The 14,973-nt window shown below is 74.8% G+C and carries 14 protein-coding genes; 2 read left to right on the top strand and 12 right to left on the bottom strand.

The genetic code is table 11. The features are described from left to right. Positions 1–36 precede the first annotated feature (36 nt). On the bottom strand, positions 37–642 hold the full coding sequence (locus GXP74_RS14230; RefSeq protein WP_182451854.1) for an SRPBCC domain-containing protein: 606 nt from the start codon (positions 640–642) through the stop codon (positions 37–39). A gap of 150 nt (positions 643–792) precedes the next feature. Then, positions 793–3,546: an AAA family ATPase gene (locus GXP74_RS14225; protein WP_182451853.1), complete on the bottom strand. Its 2,754-nt coding sequence runs from the start codon at positions 3,544–3,546 to the stop codon at positions 793–795. A gap of 202 nt (positions 3,547–3,748) precedes the next feature. On the opposite strand from GXP74_RS14225, the gene GXP74_RS14220 reads away from it, so the two are divergent. Both GXP74_RS14220 and GXP74_RS14215 read left to right on the top strand, forming a co-directional pair. Further along, positions 3,749–4,114: a nuclear transport factor 2 family protein gene (locus tag GXP74_RS14220; protein WP_182451852.1), complete on the top strand. Its 366-nt coding sequence runs from the start codon at positions 3,749–3,751 to the stop codon at positions 4,112–4,114. Positions 4,115–4,265: 151 nt separating this feature from the next. Further along, on the top strand, positions 4,266–5,711 hold the full coding sequence (locus GXP74_RS14215) for an MFS transporter (protein WP_182451851.1): 1,446 nt from the start codon (positions 4,266–4,268) through the stop codon (positions 5,709–5,711). A gap of 82 nt (positions 5,712–5,793) precedes the next feature. Here GXP74_RS14215 and nusB read toward each other — a convergent pair whose 3' ends face one another. The 10 genes from nusB to mltG all read right to left on the bottom strand — a co-directional run bounded on the left by nusB (position 5,794) and on the right by mltG (position 14,821). Beyond that, entirely contained in the window at positions 5,794–6,234 is a 441-nt protein-coding gene (nusB, locus tag GXP74_RS14210; protein ID WP_182451850.1) for a transcription antitermination factor NusB, read from the bottom strand. 2 nt (positions 6,235–6,236) lie between these two features. Next, positions 6,237–6,803 (bottom strand): elongation factor P, encoded by a 567-nt coding sequence (gene efp, locus GXP74_RS14205; RefSeq protein WP_182451849.1) that lies wholly within the window; start codon positions 6,801–6,803, stop codon positions 6,237–6,239. 73 nt (positions 6,804–6,876) lie between these two features. Then, complete coding sequence (locus tag GXP74_RS14200; protein ID WP_182451848.1) at positions 6,877–7,935, bottom strand: Xaa-Pro peptidase family protein; 1,059 nt, start codon at positions 7,933–7,935, stop codon at positions 6,877–6,879. Between the two features lie 58 nt (positions 7,936–7,993). Continuing rightward, a complete protein-coding gene (locus GXP74_RS14195) occupies positions 7,994–8,743 on the bottom strand; it encodes an ATP-binding protein (protein ID WP_225447920.1) in 750 nt (249 codons plus the stop codon). 115 nt (positions 8,744–8,858) lie between these two features. Continuing rightward, positions 8,859–9,335 carry a type II 3-dehydroquinate dehydratase gene (gene aroQ, locus GXP74_RS14190; RefSeq protein WP_182451847.1) on the bottom strand — a complete coding sequence of 159 codons (477 nt, stop codon included), beginning with the start codon at positions 9,333–9,335 and terminating at the stop codon, positions 8,859–8,861. Then, positions 9,332–10,441, bottom strand: a complete 1,110-nt coding sequence (gene aroB, locus GXP74_RS14185; protein WP_182451846.1) for a 3-dehydroquinate synthase — start codon at positions 10,439–10,441, stop codon at positions 9,332–9,334. The genes aroQ and aroB overlap by 4 nt, the downstream gene beginning before the upstream one ends. Further along, positions 10,438–10,965, bottom strand: a complete 528-nt coding sequence (locus tag GXP74_RS14180) for a shikimate kinase (RefSeq protein ID WP_182451845.1) — start codon at positions 10,963–10,965, stop codon at positions 10,438–10,440. Before GXP74_RS14180 ends, aroB begins: the two co-directional genes overlap by 4 nt. After that, positions 10,962–12,146: a chorismate synthase gene (gene aroC, locus GXP74_RS14175; RefSeq protein WP_182451844.1), complete on the bottom strand. Its 1,185-nt coding sequence runs from the start codon at positions 12,144–12,146 to the stop codon at positions 10,962–10,964. The genes GXP74_RS14180 and aroC overlap by 4 nt, the downstream gene beginning before the upstream one ends. A 105-nt stretch (positions 12,147–12,251) precedes the next feature. Next, a complete protein-coding gene (locus tag GXP74_RS14170) occupies positions 12,252–13,076 on the bottom strand; it encodes a shikimate dehydrogenase (RefSeq protein WP_182451843.1) in 825 nt (274 codons plus the stop codon). After that, entirely contained in the window at positions 13,076–14,821 is a 1,746-nt protein-coding gene (gene mltG / locus GXP74_RS14165; protein WP_182451842.1) for an endolytic transglycosylase MltG, read from the bottom strand. The genes GXP74_RS14170 and mltG overlap by 1 nt, the downstream gene beginning before the upstream one ends. Between the last annotated feature and the right edge of the window lie 152 nt (positions 14,822–14,973).

Raw genomic sequence — 14,973 nt, 5'->3', positions numbered from 1 at the left:
GCCCCGCGCCGCCGGGGCCCCAGGGGCCGGCGGGATTCAGCCGTCGTAGCGGGCGGCGTACCACTCGTACAGCGGCTGCCAGCGCTCCACCCGGTGGCGGTCCCAGTCCGACCAGTCCACCGGCTCGCCGTCGAGGGCGTCGGCCAGGTAGTCGAGGTGCAGGTGCCATCCGGCCAGCCGGGTGGCCAGGCCCTCCACCGGGGCGGGCAGGGTCACCTCCAGCGCCAGCGCGCTGCCGCCGCCCTCGTCCTGGAGCTCCAGGTGGATCCGGCCGTGCACGTCGGTGTCGTACTCGACCAGGGTCGGCGGGTCGAAGGCGGTGACCGTGCCCGTGGCCACCGTGGACCGGCCCTGGTCGTCGGTGTTCAGCCAGCGCAGCGTCACCGCCCCGCCCTCCGCCGGTTCCAGCGGGACGGCGGCGGCCAGCCACCCGGCCAGCAGCTCGGGCCGGACCAGGTAGGGCCACACCGAGGCGACCGGCACGTCGAAGTGGCGGCGGAAGCAGAGCGTCCGGTGAGTGGCGTCCCGGGTCTGCACGATGCCGTCGAAGTCGATGTCGAAGTCCAGTTCCTCCGGCTGGTCCGCGGCGGCGTCACGCTCGGACTGCGGCTCGGGCTGCGGGTCGGACTGCGGGTCGGTCACGTGCGGCTCCCTGCGGGCGCGGTCGGCTTCACGGCGTGCTGGACGGCTCTCGTCCGATGGTCACACGGGCCGCCCGGGGCTGCACCCCGGTCGGCGCGGGGGGATGACGTCCCCTCAGATCCGCGCCCGACCGGGGCCCGCCGGAGCCGGTCAGAGCAGCCCGACCAGCTCCCCCCGGGAGCCCACGCCGAGCTTCGGGTACGCCTTGTAGAGGTGGTAGCCGACCGTCCGCGAGCTGAGGAACAGCTGCGCCGCGATGTCCCGGTTGGACAGGCCCCGCGCCGCCAGCCGGACGATCTGCGTCTCCTGCGGCGTCAGTCCGGCCAGCGGGCTGCGTGCCCGGTCCTCCGGCGCCGCGTCGCCGCTCGCCGCCAGCTCCGCCCGGGCCCGCTCCGCCCAGGGCGCCGCGTCCAGCTCCTCGAAGGCCCAGAGCGCCGCCCGCAGCGGGCCGCGGGCCTCCGCCTTGCGCCGGGCCCGGCGCAGCCACTCGCCGTACAGCAGCTCGGTCCTGGCCCGCTCCCACGGGCGCTCCTGCTCGGTGTGCAGCCTCAGCGCCGCCAGGTAGCGCGCCTCGGCCTCGGACTCCTCGCCCAGCAGCGCCTCGCAGCGCAGCACCAGGGCCGCCGCCCACGGGCGTTCGGCCCGCTCGGCCCAGCGCCGGAAGTACCCGAAGGCCTCGGCCGCGCGCTCGGGCTCACGCAGCCGCACCGCCGCCTCGACCAGGTCCGGCACCGCCCGCAGCGCCGAGACATGGAACCGCAGCACCCCGCCCACCAGCGGTTCGAGCCGGGCCAGGCACTCCCCGGCCCGGCCCTGGCCGAGGTCCAGCAGCCCCAGCGCCCACTGGGTCCACGGGCGTCCGGCGACCCCGGCGGCCAGCGACCGGCCGACCGCCGCGCGCACCCCCGGACCGTCCCCGGCCATCGCGGCCAGGTAGCCGAGGAAGCCGTGCATCTGGCCCGTCCACTGGAGCTGCCCGGTGTCCTCGGCGATCCGCAGCGCCTCCTCACCGTGCGCCAGCGCGTCCGCCCGGCTGCCCTGGAACAGCTCGCTCTCGGCCAGGAAGAACAGCAGCGTCGGCAGGACCCCCAGCGCCCCGGCCACCCGCGCCTCGGCCACCAGCTCCGCCGCGAGCCGCCCGGTCTCCTCGTCGTGGCCGGGGATCAGCGCCGCCCCGCAGGTGGTCAGCAGGTCCACCGGCGCGATCGGACCGGCCCGCCGGGCCCCGGCGACCGCCTCGGCCAGCGTCGGCGCCGCGCCCGGATCCCGGCCCAGCAGCGGCCCGGCGGCCCCGAGCAGGTACCCGATCAGCGGGGCCGCCGGGTCGCCCGCGGGCAGCCGCAGCCCGGCGAGCCGGTCGAGCACCTCCGCCGCCGCCGGCTCGCCCTGGTACCAGGCCGCGTGGAAGGCCAGGTTCAGCACCCGGGCGGCGTGGCCCGGAGCCATCTCGGCGACCAGTTCGGCGGAGCGCAGCAGCAGTTCCAGCGCGCTGCCGTGGGAGCCGCGCCAGAACCGGTCGGCGCCCTGCACCAGCAGCAGCTGAGCCAGCGTCAACGGGTCGGTCGGGTCGCGCCGCAGGGTGCGCTCGGCGAGCCCGGCGGCCAGGTCCAGCTCCCCCGCCTCGGAGGCGGCCTCGGCGGCCCAGGTGGCGCGCCGGGTGGCCTCGTCCGGATCGGGGCTGAGCCGGGCCGCGCGCTCGTAGGCCGAGGCCGCCCCGGCGTGGCCGCCGCGCCGGGTCGCCCGCTCGGCCGCCCGCTCCAGCGCCGCGGCCACCGCCTCGTCCGGACCGGTCGCGGCGAGCGCCCGGTGCCAGGCCTGGCGTCCGGCCCGGTCACCGTCGTCCGGGCCGTCCCCGGCCAGCGCCTCGGCCAGCGCCCGGTGCGCGGCCAGCCGCTGCGCCAGCGGGGCGCGCCGGTGCACGGCGGAGCGCAGCAGCGGATGCCGGAAGGCCAGCCGTCGGGAGTCCTCCAGCCGGACCAGGCCGGTGTCCTCGGCCGGGCGCAGGTCCTCGGGCGCGGCGCCGAGCAGCGCGGCGGCCCGCAGCACCACCGCCAGGTCGCCGGTCTCCTCGGCGGCGGCGACCAGCAGCAGCGTCTGGGTGGCCGCGGGCATCCGGCTGACCTGGCCGTGGTACGCCAGTTGCAGCCGCCCGGCCAGCGGCACCTCGCCCGGGTCGGCCGGGCCGGGCGCGCCGGGGCGCTCCCCGGGCAGTTCCAGCAGCGCCAGCGGATTGCCGTGGGCCTCGGCCAGCACCCGGTTCCGGGACTCGCGGTCCAGCGCCGCGCCCGCACCGGCGGCACGCGCCGCCAGCAGTTCCCCGGCCGCCGCCGCGCCCAGCGCGCCCAGCCGCAGCTCCGGCAGGCCGGGCGCGGACCAGTGGCCCTCGCCCTCGCGGGCGGCGAGCAGCAGCACCACCCCCTCCGCCTGCAACCGCCGGGCGGCCAGCAGCAGCGCCGCCGAGGACTCCCGGTCGAGCCACTGGGCGTCGTCCACCAGGCACAGCAGCGGCTGCTCGTCGGCGAGTTCGGAGAGCAGCGTGAGCACCGCCAGACCGGCCAGCAGCCGGTCGGCGGGGGCAGCTCCGGCGGTGGCCCCGGCGTCGGGCTCGACCAGGCCGAAGGCCCGCTCCAGGGCCCGCCGCTGCGGTCCCGGCAGCACCGGCAGCCGGTCCAGCGCGGGCCCGAGCAGCAGGTGCAGCCCGGCGAACGGCAGCTCGGCCTCGTACTCGACCCCGCCCGCGCGGATCACCCGGAAGCCCTCGGCGGCCCCGGCGGCGTGGTCCAGCAGCGCGGTCTTGCCGATCCCCGGCTCGCCGCGCAGCACCAGCACCCCGCTGCGGCCCTGCCGCGCCTCCGCCAGCAGCCGCTCGATCCCGGCCCGTTCGTGCTCCCTGCCGTACAGCACGTCACCACCCCCGGGCCGAGCCTACCGGGGGCCGTCCTGACCTGCCGTCACGCGGGTTCGGCAGGGACCAGGTCATCGCCGCGGAGGACTACCTAAGCGTGACAGATTCCGCCCGTCCGGAGCCTGCGTACCTTCTTGACCTGCGGGGACGAACCAGCCCCGGCCGACCAGCCCCAGCCGGGGCCGACGACAAGGACACCCCATGAGCGACCTCCAGGACCTCGCCGGCAACTACCTCGCCCTGTGGAACGAGACCGACCCGGCCGCCCGCCGCCGCGGCGTCGACGCGCTGTGGGCCGAGGACGGCGGCTACACCGACCCGCTGGTCGAGGCCCGCGGCCGGGACGCCTTCGACGCCACCCTGGCCGCCGTCCAGCGCGACTTCCCGGGGATGGTGTTCACCCTGCTCGGACCGGTCGACGCGCACCACGGCATCGCCCGCTTCCGCTGGGAGCTCGGACCGCGCGACGGCGAGTCGCTGGTGGTCGGCTTCGACGTGCTGGTCACCGACGCCGACGGCCGGATCAGCCAGGTCCTCGGCTTCCTCGACCGGGTGCCCAGCGCCTGACGGCAGCCCCACGAACCCGCGCGGGGCTGCTCCCACAGCCCCGCGCGGCCCCCTTCCCGCGCCGACCCGACCGGCGCCGACCGAGCGGACCGACCCGCGCCGACCCGCGCCGACCGACCCGAACGCGGCGGCCCACCCCAGGAGGACTCCGATGGCCACGCTCGCCCCACCCGCACCCACCGCCCGCGACACCCGGACCGCGCCACCCAGAGGGCTGCTGCTGGTGATCCTCATCTCCACCTTCATGACCTCGCTGGACTTCTTCATCGTCAACGTCGCCATCCCCTCGATGCAGCTCCGGCTGAGCGCGAGCACCGCCGCCATCCAGTGGATCGTGGCGGGCTACGGCCTGGCCCTGGCCGCGACCCTGATCACCGCCGGACGGATCGGCGACATCCTCGGCCGACGGCTGGTCCTCGCCCTGGGCCTGGCGCTGTTCACGCTCGCCTCCACGGCCTGCGGGCTGGCTCCCGGGGTGGACGTGCTGATAGCCGGGCGGGTGGCCCAGGGCGTCGGCGGGGCGCTGATGACCCCGCAGCTGCTGGTGCTGCTGCAGACCTGCTTCCTGGGCCGGGTCCAGGCCAAGGCGTTCGCCATGTACGGGCTGACGATGGGTCTGGGCGCGGTGTTCGGCCAGCTCATCGGCGGGGTGCTGATCCGCGCGGACCTGTTCGGGCTGGACTGGCGGGCCTGCTTCCTGATCAACCTGCCGGTCGGCCTGGCGGCGCTGGCGCTGGTGCCCCGCGCCGTGCCGGAGAGCCGCGCGCCGCAGCGGCCCGGCCTGGACAACACCGGCGTGCTGCTGGTCACCGCCGCGCTGCTGACGCTGGTGCTGCCGCTGATCGAGGGCCGGGCGCAGGGCTGGCCGCTGTGGACCTGGCTGTGCCTGGCCGCCTCCCCGGTGCTGTTCACGGTCTTCGGGGTGCACCAGCACCGGCAGGTGCGCCGCGGCGGCCACCCGATCGTGCACACCGGCCTGTTCCGCAGCCGGACCTTCAGCGTGGGGATGCTCGCGCAGCTGGTGTTCTGGGCCGGTCAGGGCTCGTTCTTCCTGATCCTGGCGCTCTATCTGCAGCAGGGCCGGGGCCTGACCGCGCTGGCCTCCGGGCTGGTCTTCGTGGTGATCGGCGGCGGCTACCTGGCCACCTCGACGGTCGCCCACCTGCTGGCCGCCCGGATGGGACGCCAGGTGCTGTCCGTCGGCGCGCTGCTGATGGCGCTGGGCCTGGGGCTGCTCTGGCTGGCGGCGGGCGGGGCCGGCGGCGGCCACGGGTCGGTGGCCTGGCTGGTCCCCGGACTGCTGGTGGACGGCGTCGGCATGGGCATGCTGGTCGCGCCGCTGACCAGCGGCATGCTCAGCGGGGTCGCCCCGCAGCTGGCCGGATCGGCCTCCGGGGTGCTGTCCACCGCCCAGCAGGTGGCCGGGGCGCTGGGGATCGCGGTGATCGGGATCGTCTTCTACGGCGGCCTGGGCCGCGCCGGGACCGACTTCCCGCACGCCTTCCAGCTGGGTCTGCTCACCCTGGCGCTGACCGAGCTGCTGCTCGCCGGGCTGGTGCGGCTGCTGCCGCGCGGCGCCTCCGCCGAGGCGGCGTGACCCCCGACCGGAACCGCACAGGCCCGGCCGCTCCCCCGATCAGGGGGGAGCGGCCGGGCCTGTGCGTGCTCGGCTGCGGGGGTCAGTCGCGGGTCGCGCGCAGCGACGGCTTCAGTTCCTTCAGCCGGGCCAGCAACCCGTTGACGAACGCGGGCGACTCGTCGGTGGAGAACTCCTTGGCGATCTCCACGGCCTCGTCCAGGACGACCGCGTCCGGGACGCTGTCCTCCCAGATCAGCTCGTAGGCGCCGAGCCGCAGCACGTTCCGGTCGACGATGGGCATCCGGTCCAGGGTCCAGCCCACGGCGTAGGTCGCGAGCAGGTCGTCGATCCGCGCGGCGTGCTCGCTGTAGCCCTCGACGAGCTCCATCGTGTACTCGCTGACCTGCGGCGTGCCCTCGTCCGGCGTCCGGGCCCGGCGCACCCAGTCGGCCAGCACCGACGCGGGGGCGACCCCTCGGTGGTCCGCCTCGAAGAGGATCTGGAAGGCGCGCGTGCGGGCCTTGTTGCGGGCGGTGGACACGGTTAGGAGTTCACCCGGCCGAGGTAGTCGCCGGTGCGGGTGTCGACCTTGATCTTCTCACCGGTGGTGATGAACAGCGGGACGCCGATCTCGTGGCCGGTCTCCAGGCGGGCGGGCTTGGAGCCGCCGGTGGAGCGGTCGCCCTGGACGCCGGGCTCGGTGTACTCGATGACCAGCTCGACCGAGGCGGGCAGCTCGACGTACAGCGGCGCGCCCTCGTACATCGCGACGGTGGCCTCGAAGCCCTCCAGCAGGTAGTTGGCGTTGTCGCCGAGCACCGCGCGGGAGATCTGGACCTGGTCGTAGGTGTCCATGTCCATGAACACGAAGTCCTCGCCGTCCTTGTACGAGAACTGCATGCTGCGCTTGTCGACGCTGGCAGTCTCGACCTTGACGCCGGCGTTGAAGGTCTTGTCGACGACCTTGCCGGAGAGCACGTGCTTCAGCTTGGTGCGCACGAAGGCCGGGCCCTTGCCGGGCTTGACGTGCTGGAACTCGACGACGGTCCACAGCTGGCCGTTGTCGAGCTTGAGCACCATGCCGTTCTTGAGGTCGTTGGTGGAAGCCACGGTCGCACTAACTCCTGCAATATCGCTGTCAAGGAACCAAGATGCGGTGTCCGCGGACCCCGGGGGACCGGGATCACAGGGCGAGGAGCTCCTTGGTCGTGATGGTGAGCAGCTCCGGACCGCCGTCCTGGGACGGCCGGACCACGAGCGTGTCCTCGATCCGGACCCCGCCGCGACCCGGGAGATGGACTCCCACGGCAACGGTGACCGGCACACGGTTGTCCAGCTTACCCAACTCCTGGGGTCCGAGGCGCGGAGCCTCGGCGATCTCCAGGCCGATGCCCTGTCCGAGCACCTCGCCGGGGTGCCCGGCGGCCGCCAGCACCCGGCGCGCCGCGAGCTCGGCGGCGTCCGGCGCGGCGTCGGCGACCAGGCTCTCCCGGGCCGCCCGCTGCGCCTCGAACACCTGCCGGTGCAGCTCCACCTGCCAGTCCGCGGGCGCCAGGCCGACCACGAAGGTCCTGGTCGCGGAGGAGCGGTAGCCGCGGTAGCAGCCGCCGATGGAGACGGTGACGAAGTCGCCGTCCTCCACCCGGCGGTCCCCCGCCGGATGCCCGGCCAGCCCGGAGTGCTCCCCGGCGCCCACCCGAACGGGGTACGCCGGGCCGTCCGCGCCGTGGTCCACCATCCGCCGTTCCAGCTCCATCGCCAGGTGCCGCTCGGTGCGGCCGACCAGGATCGACTCCAGCAGCTCGCCCAGGGCCTGGTCGGCGATCTCGGCGGCGATCCGCAGGAAGGAGATCTCCTCCTCGTCCTTGACCGTGCGCAGCCGCTCCACCGCGCGGTCCAGGTCCACCAGCCGGGCGTCGGAGGCGGCGGCCACCGTCCGGTAGCGGGCGACGGTCAGGTCGTGCTCCTCGAAGCCGAGCGGGGAGGCGTGGCAGTCGGCGGCCAGCAGCGCCGCCGGGTCCGCGCCGGGCGCGGCGGGCAGCAGCGTGACGCCCTGCTCCGGCCGGTAGCCCGCGGCGGCCACCGCGGTCACCCGGTCCCCGTCGACCAGCAGCGCCCGCACCGCGTCCGCGCCGGTCAGCCAGCGGATGTTCACCGGCCGGGTGACCAGCGCCGCGTCGATCCCGGACGCGAGGCATCCGGCCCGCAGCCGCTCCCGCCGTTCCCTGTGCACCTCGGCCATGTGCACGAGCGTAGGTTCGTCGGCCGCCGACCGCCGCTCGGGCGACCCGGACGGGCGGTCAGCCCGCGCGGCGCTGGGAGAGCACCTGGTCCAGGGCGGCGGCGGTGGCCGGGACGTCCAGCCGCGAGTTGTCGATGATCGGCAGCCCGGAGCCGTACCAGCCCGCCATCCGGCCGTGGATCAGGGCCACCGTCTCGTCGCTGAGCCGGCGGCTGCCGCTGCGCTCGGCGTTGCGGGCGAGCACCACGTCCAGGCCCGGCAGCAGCACCACCGGCCGCAGGCCCGGGCCGACGTGCCGCTTCCAGCCGCCGAGGCCGATCGCCGGGCGGTCCGGGAAGACCGCGTCGTCGATCACGCAGGAGATGCCGTTGGCGAGGTGGTTGCGGGCGGCGAAGCCGCAGGTCCGGCGGGCCAGCCGGTACTGGGCCTCGCACTGGTCGTTCCAGCCCGCCTGCGGGTCGGCGAAGCCGGAGCGGACCCACTCGCGGACGTCGTCCAGGCTGATGTGGGCGGTGGGCTCGGCCCGGTGGTCGGCCCAGTAGCGGGCCACCGAGGTCTTCCCGGCCCCGGCCGGGCCGATCAGCAGCACCGCCAGCGGTCCGGGCGCGGTCGCACCGGCGGGCGGCAGCGTGAACTGGCCGGTGGCCATCGGCGGCGCCGGATGGTGGCCCGGCGAGCGGATCGCGGTCACCGGCTCGCCCCCGGTGGTCCCGGCGGCCGACTCGGGCACCGCCCGCAGCCGCAGCGTGGCCCTGGGCGGCCCGGAGGGGGCCGTCGGCAGGCTGGCCGGGTACTGGCCGTCGCTCACCGTGCCCACCTCTCGTACCGGCAGCCGTCGCTGACCGGCTGACAGCACCGACGATACCGCGCGGCGGCCCGCTCCCGCCCGGACCGGACCCCGGGACCGGGCGGGACGCCGCCGCTCAGGCCTCGGCGAGGGCGCGCAGCGCCAGTTCGTACGAGCCGATGCCGAAGCCCGCGATGGTGCCGGAGGCCACCGCCGAGATCACCGAGGTGTGCCGGAACTCCTCGCGCGCGTGCGGGTTGGAGATGTGCACCTCGATCAGCGGCGCGGTGCGCTGCGAGGCGGCGTCCCGCATGGCGTACGAGTAGTGGGTGAAGGCGCCCGGGTTGATCACCACCGGCAGCTTCCCGTCGGCCGCCTCGTGCAGCCAACGGACCATCTCACCCTCGTCGTTGGTCTCGCGCACCTCCACCGCGAAGCCCAACTCCCGGCCCAGCTCGGTACACCGGGCGACCAGCCCGGTGTAGGAGGTGCTGCCGTAGACGTCCGGCTCGCGGCTGCCGAGGCGGCCCAGGTTCGGCCCGTTCAGCACCAGCACCCGGCCTACCGGCCGGTCCTGCTGATCCGGCGTCGACTCGGGCTCGGCCGGGCTCATCTGCCGACCTCGGCGTACGCGGCGACCAGCAGCGTCGGGTCCGGGCCCTCCAGCACGGTCGGCTTGGCCAGGCCGTCCAGCACGATGAAGCGCAGCATGTCGCCGCGGGACTTCTTGTCCACCCGCATGGCGTCCAGCAACTTCGGCCAGGCGTCGGCCTGGTAGGTCAGCGGCAGGCCGACCGAGGCCAGCACCGCGCGATGCCGGTCGGCCGTGGCGTCGTCCAACCGCCCTGCCAGCCGCCCGAGTTCGGCGGCGAAGACCATGCCGACACTGACCGCGGCGCCGTGCCGCCACTTGTACCGCTCGTTGCGCTCGATGGCGTGCGCCAGGGTGTGGCCGTAGTTCAGGATCTCCCGGCGGCCGGACTCCTTGAGGTCGCCGGAGACCACCTCGGCCTTCACCTTGATCGAGCGCACGATCAGCTCGGTGGCGTGCCGGCCCTCCGGGCTGGTGGCGGCCTGCGGGTCGGACTCGATCAGGTCCAGGATCACCGGGTCGGCGATGAAGCCGGTCTTGATCACCTCGGCCAGGCCGCTGATGTAGTCGTTGCGCGGCAGCGTGTCCAGCGTCGCCAGGTCCGCCAGCACCCCGGCCGGCGGGTGGAACGCGCCGACCAGGTTCTTGCCCTCGGCGATGTTGATGCCGGTCTTGCCGCCCACGGCCGCGTCGACCATGCCCAGCACGGTGGTCGGCATCGCGACCCAGCGCACCCCGCGCAGCCACCCGGCCGCGACGTACCCGGCCAGGTCGGTGGTCGCGCCGCCGCCGACGCCGACGATGGCGTCGGTCCGGGTGAAGCCGGTCTGCGCCAGCACCGACCAGCAGTACGCGGCCACCTCGATGCTCTTGGCCTCCTCGGCGTTGGGCACCTGCACCGCCACCGCCTGGTAGCCCTGCGCGGCCAGGTCGTCGCGGATCGCCTCGCCGGTGGCCGCCAGCGCCTCCGGGTGGATCACCGCGACCCTCCGGGCGCCGATGCCGATCAGCCCGGGAAGCTCGCCCAGCAGGTTGCGCCCGACCAGTACCTGGTACGGGTCGGTCCCGGCCGAGCCGCCGACCGCGATCGTGGTCACGTCCTGGCTGCTTTGCTGACTGTCCGTCATTCCTTCTCCAGCTCAAGTGCTTCGAGGACCGCGTCGGCCACCTGATCGGGCGTCAGGCCGTCGGTGGCCACCACGGCCCGGGCGACCTCGGTGTACAGCGGCCGGCGCTGCTCCATCAACTCCCGCCAGCGCGCCCGGGGGTTGCCGATCAGCAGCGGGCGGGGGGCGTCCAGGCCGACCCGCTTGATCGCGTCGTGCTGGCCGACCTCCAGGAAGGCCACCGCGTTCCCGGCCAGCAGTTCGCGGGTGTCGGCCCGCAGCACCGCGCCGCCGCCGAGCGACAGCACGCCGCCGTGCTCGGCCAGCGCCGCGCGCACCGCGGCCGCCTCCAGCTCGCGGAAGTGCGGCTCGCCCTCGTCGACGAAGACGTCGGCGATCGGCTTGCCCGCGGTGGCGACGATGTCGGCGTCGGTGTCGCGGTAGGCCACGCCGAGCCGCGCCGCGAGCAGCGCGCCGACGGTGGACTTGCCGGAGCCGGGCGGCCCGACCAGCACCACCAGCGGCGCGGCGGTCGCAGGGCTCATCGCACGACGAGGTGGTCGAGGTAGCCCTGGACGTTGCGGCGGGTCTCGCTGACGTGGTCCCCGCCGAACTTCTCGCTGACCGCGTCGGCGAGCACCAGCGCGACCATCGCCTCGGCGACGATCCCGGCCGCCGGGACCGCGCAGACGTCCGAGCGCTGGTGGTGGGCCTTGGCGGGCTCCCCGGTGCGCACGTCGATGGTGGCCAGCGCGCGCGGCACGGTGGCGATCGGCTTCATCGCGGCGCGGACCCGCAGCAGCTCACCGGTGGAGAGCCCGCCCTCGGTGCCGCCGGAGCGGCCGGAGGCGCGGCGCACCCCGTCCGGGCCGGGGATGATCTCGTCGTGGGCCTGCGATCCGGGGATCCGGGCCAGCTCGAAGCCGTCGCCGACCTCGACGCCCTTGATCGCCTGGATGCCCATCAGCGCCGCCGCCAGCCGCGCGTCGAGCCGCCGGTCCCAGTGCACGTGCGAGCCGAGGCCCGGCGGCAGCCCGTAGGCCAGCACCTCGACCACGCCGCCGAGGGTGTCGCCGTCCTTGTGGGCCTGGTCGATCTCCTCGATCATCAGCTTGGCCGCCGCCTCGTCCAGGCAGCGCACCGGTACCTCGTCCAGCCGGGCCTCGTCGCCGGGCAGCGGCAGCACCCCGGCCGGGGCCTTGGCCGCGCCGATCTCGACCACGTGCGAGACCAGCTCGATGCCGCAGGTCTCCTTGAGGTAGGAGCGGGCGACCGCGCCCAGCGCCACCCGGGCCGCGGTCTCCCGGGCGCTGGCGCGCTCCAGGATCGGCCGGGCCTCGTCCAGCGAGTACTTCTGCATCCCGGCGAGGTCGGCGTGGCCGGGACGGGGGCGGGTCAGCGCCTCGTTGCGGGCCAGGCTCGCCAGGATCTCCGGGTCGACCGGGTCGGCCGCCATCACCTGCTCCCACTTGGGCCACTCGGTGTTGCCGACCATGACCGCGACCGGACTGCCCAGGCTCAGGCCGTGGCGGATCCCGCCCAGGAAGGTCACCTGGTCCTGCTCGAACTTCATCCGGGCGCCGCGGCCGTAGCCGAGCCGCCGACGCGCCAGGGCGTCCGCGACATCCTGGGTGGTGACGGGGACCCCGGCCGGAAGGCCCTCCAGGGTCGCCACGAGTGCGGGGCCGTGCGACTCACCCGCCGTCAGCCAGCGCAAGGTACCCAACGTAGCTCCTCATCGGTCCGGTCTCAGGTCCCCTCGATCCTCCCACGAGAGCACCCCGCCGGGAGAATTCGGTCCAGGCTGCGGACAGCACGGAACAGGACCGGCTCAGACCCCGGCCAGCGCCGTCTCCCCGGCCGCGCGCATCGCCGCCAGCGGCGCCGGGCGGATCCCGGTGAAGAACTCGCACTGCAGCACCGCCTGGTGCACCAGCAGGTCGAGGCCGCCCAGGACGCTGCCGCCGCGCTCCGCCCAGGCCGCCGCCAGCGCCGTCGGCCACGGGTGGTAGAGCACGTCGAAGAGCGCGCCCGGCTCCGGCGGCACCGACACGGCCAGGCCGTCGGTGGCCCCGACCGGGGTGGTGGAGACGGTCAGCGGGGCCGCCAGGGCCTCGGCGGCGCGCTCCCAGGGGGCGGTCACCACGCGCACCCCCAGCCGCTCGCCGAGCTCGCGCATCTGCGCCGCCCGCTCCGGGCCGCGCACGTACGCGGTCACCTCGCCGTCGCAGATCCGCGCCAGCGCGGCCAGCGCGGAGGAGGCGGTGGCGCCCGCGCCCAGCACCGAGGCGGACTCCACCCGCTCCACGCCGCGCTCGCGCAGCGCCGCGAGCAGGCCCGGGACGTCGGTGTTGTCGCCGGTCCGGCGGCCGTCCGGATGGAACAGCACGGTGTTGACCGCGTCCACCGCCAGCGCCCGCTCGCTCACCTCGTCCAGCAGCGGGATCACCGCCCGCTTCAGCGGCATGGTCAGCGACAGGCCGGCCCAGCCCTCGCCCGCGACGTCCAGCGACGCCAGGAAGCCGGGCAGCCCGGCCTCGTCCACCTCGAACCGGCCGTAGTGGGCGTCGGTGAGCCCCAGCGCCGCGTAGGCGGCGTTGTGCAGCACCGGCGAGAGCGAGTGGGCGATCGGTGAGCCCAGGACGGCGGCGCGCATCAGTCGCACGACCCGGATGCCGCGTCGTACCCCTCGTGGGTCTGCTCGCAGTACTGCTGCACCCAGACCTTGTCCTCGGCGAAGGTGTCGGTGAACTCGGTGACCCCGTTGGGCATGGCGATGAAGTAGACCCAGGACCCGGGGGTCGGGTTCAGCACCGCGGCGATCGCCTCCGAGCCCGGGTTGTCGATCGGCCCGACCGGCAGCCCGGTGTTGATGTAGGTGTTGTAGCTGGTCCGGGTGTTGTTCCGGATCGAGCTGGTGAGCCGGGTGTTCGGCAGGTAGTACTCCAGGGTGGAGTCGAGCTGCAGCTCGCCGTTGGTCGCGTTGGTGTTGAGCCGGTTGTAGAGGACCCGGGCGATCTTGCCGAAGTCGGTCACGTTGTTGCCCTCGGCCTGCAGGATGCTCGCCTCGATCAGCACCTGGTAGCCGGACTTCAGCTTCACCGCCGAGGCCCCGGCGTCCAGGCCCAGCGTCTGGTACTCCTGCACGGTGTTGGACACCATGCTCTGCAGCAGGGTCAGCGGCTTCATCCCGCTGCCGACCGAGTAGCGGGTCGGCCACAGGAAGCCCTCGATGTCGCCGTTGGCGTAGGAGGGCAGGCCCAGCTGGTTCACGTCGGCCTTGGCGACGGCGGCCGTGGTGCCCGCCTTCAGCCCGAGCTTGGCGTCGATCAGCGTGTAGATCTGCGCCGCCCGCTTCCCCTCGGGGATGATCAGCGTGTCGCCGCCGTTCTGGCTCAGCAGGTAGGCGATCGCGTCCGCCGCCGACATGTGCGAGGGCATGGTGTAGATGCCCGACTGGATGCCGGTGGCGTTGGAGTTCTTGTTGTAGGCGCTGACGAACGCGCCCGCGCTCTTGACCACCCCGGCCGAGTAGAGCGCATCGGCCATCTGGGTGCCGGTCGCCGAGTCCGGGATGTTCACGGTGACCTTGCCGGTGCCCTGGCCGACGTAGTCCGGCGGCGGGCCGAAGTGGCTCTCGTAGAAGCGGTAGCCGTAGTAGCCGCCGCCCGCGACGCAGGCGACCATCAGCAGCGAGACGCCCAGGCAGGCCACCCCGCTGCGCTTGCGCTCGGCCCGGCCGCTCTGTTTGCGGCGGCGCTCGCCGCTGCGGCTGGCGTCGGGCTCGCGCAGGAACGGGGTGTAGCCGTCCTCGTCCTCGTCGTAGCTGTCGTGCTGGGCGTCGTCGTACGCCGCCACCGCCTCCGGCTCCGGTTCGGCCTCGAACTCGGCCTCGGGCTCCGGGAGTTCCGCGACCCCGGCGACCTCGGCCTCCAGCGCGGCGGCCTCGGCCTCCCAGTCGATCCCGTCCGAACCGAGCACCGGCGCGGCGGGCTCGGCCGCCTGCGGCACCGGCTGCTGCTGGACGGGCTGCGGTACCGGCTGCTGGACGGGCTGCTGCTGCTGGACGGGCTGCGGCTGCTGCGGGTACCCCGGTTGCGGGTAGCCCTGCTGCGGATAGCCGGGCTGCTGCGGATAGCCCTGCTGCGGGTATCCGGGCTGCTGGTAGCCGGGCTGGACGTACTGCGGCTGCTGACCGGGCTGCTGCTGACCGGGGTCGACCGGGTAGGCGCCCGGTCCGTAGGAGCCGCCCTGGTAGGGGTCCGCCGCCTGCGCGGGCGTGCCCCAACCGGGCTGTGGCGGCGGATAGCCGCCGGGAGCGGGCGCCGGATGCGCGCCCACGCCGTACGGGCCCCCCTGGCCCCACGGTTCGGGACTGTAGCCCCGGCCCTGGTCGGTCATGCTTCCCCTTGGACGACGTGGCGACCGGCATCCCCTCCGGCCCGGCGGGAACGCCCCGCCGACTGTTCGAACCGACGTGCCAACGGCGCATCGTGAACCGGAACGTTACCCTAACGGGCTGTTCGGCCTGGACTTCGGTTCCCCGAAATAAT

This window comes from Streptacidiphilus sp. P02-A3a (assembly GCF_014084105.1).
Lineage (GTDB): Bacteria > Actinomycetota > Actinomycetes > Streptomycetales > Streptomycetaceae > Streptacidiphilus.
This window is presented reverse-complemented; position numbering and strand designations above follow the sequence as displayed.

What these genes read in the sequence shown, in the direction of transcription:
- GXP74_RS14200 (WP_182451848.1), bottom strand. Translation starts at nt 7,935, where the DNA reads ATGGCCGAGGTGCACAGGGAACGGCGGGAGCGGCTGCGGGCCGGATGC.
- mltG (WP_182451842.1), bottom strand. Translation starts at nt 14,821, where the DNA reads ATGACCGACCAGGGCCGGGGCTACAGTCCCGAACCGTGGGGCCAGGGG.
- GXP74_RS14180 (WP_182451845.1), bottom strand. Translation starts at nt 10,965, where the DNA reads ATGAGCCCTGCGACCGCCGCGCCGCTGGTGGTGCTGGTCGGGCCGCCC.
- aroB (WP_182451846.1), bottom strand. Translation starts at nt 10,441, where the DNA reads ATGACGGACAGTCAGCAAAGCAGCCAGGACGTGACCACGATCGCGGTC.
- GXP74_RS14220 (WP_182451852.1), top strand. Translation starts at nt 3,749, where the DNA reads ATGAGCGACCTCCAGGACCTCGCCGGCAACTACCTCGCCCTGTGGAAC.
- GXP74_RS14170 (WP_182451843.1), bottom strand. Translation starts at nt 13,076, where the DNA reads ATGCGCGCCGCCGTCCTGGGCTCACCGATCGCCCACTCGCTCTCGCCG.
- GXP74_RS14215 (WP_182451851.1), top strand. Translation starts at nt 4,266, where the DNA reads ATGGCCACGCTCGCCCCACCCGCACCCACCGCCCGCGACACCCGGACC.
- aroQ (WP_182451847.1), bottom strand. Translation starts at nt 9,335, where the DNA reads ATGAGCCCGGCCGAGCCCGAGTCGACGCCGGATCAGCAGGACCGGCCG.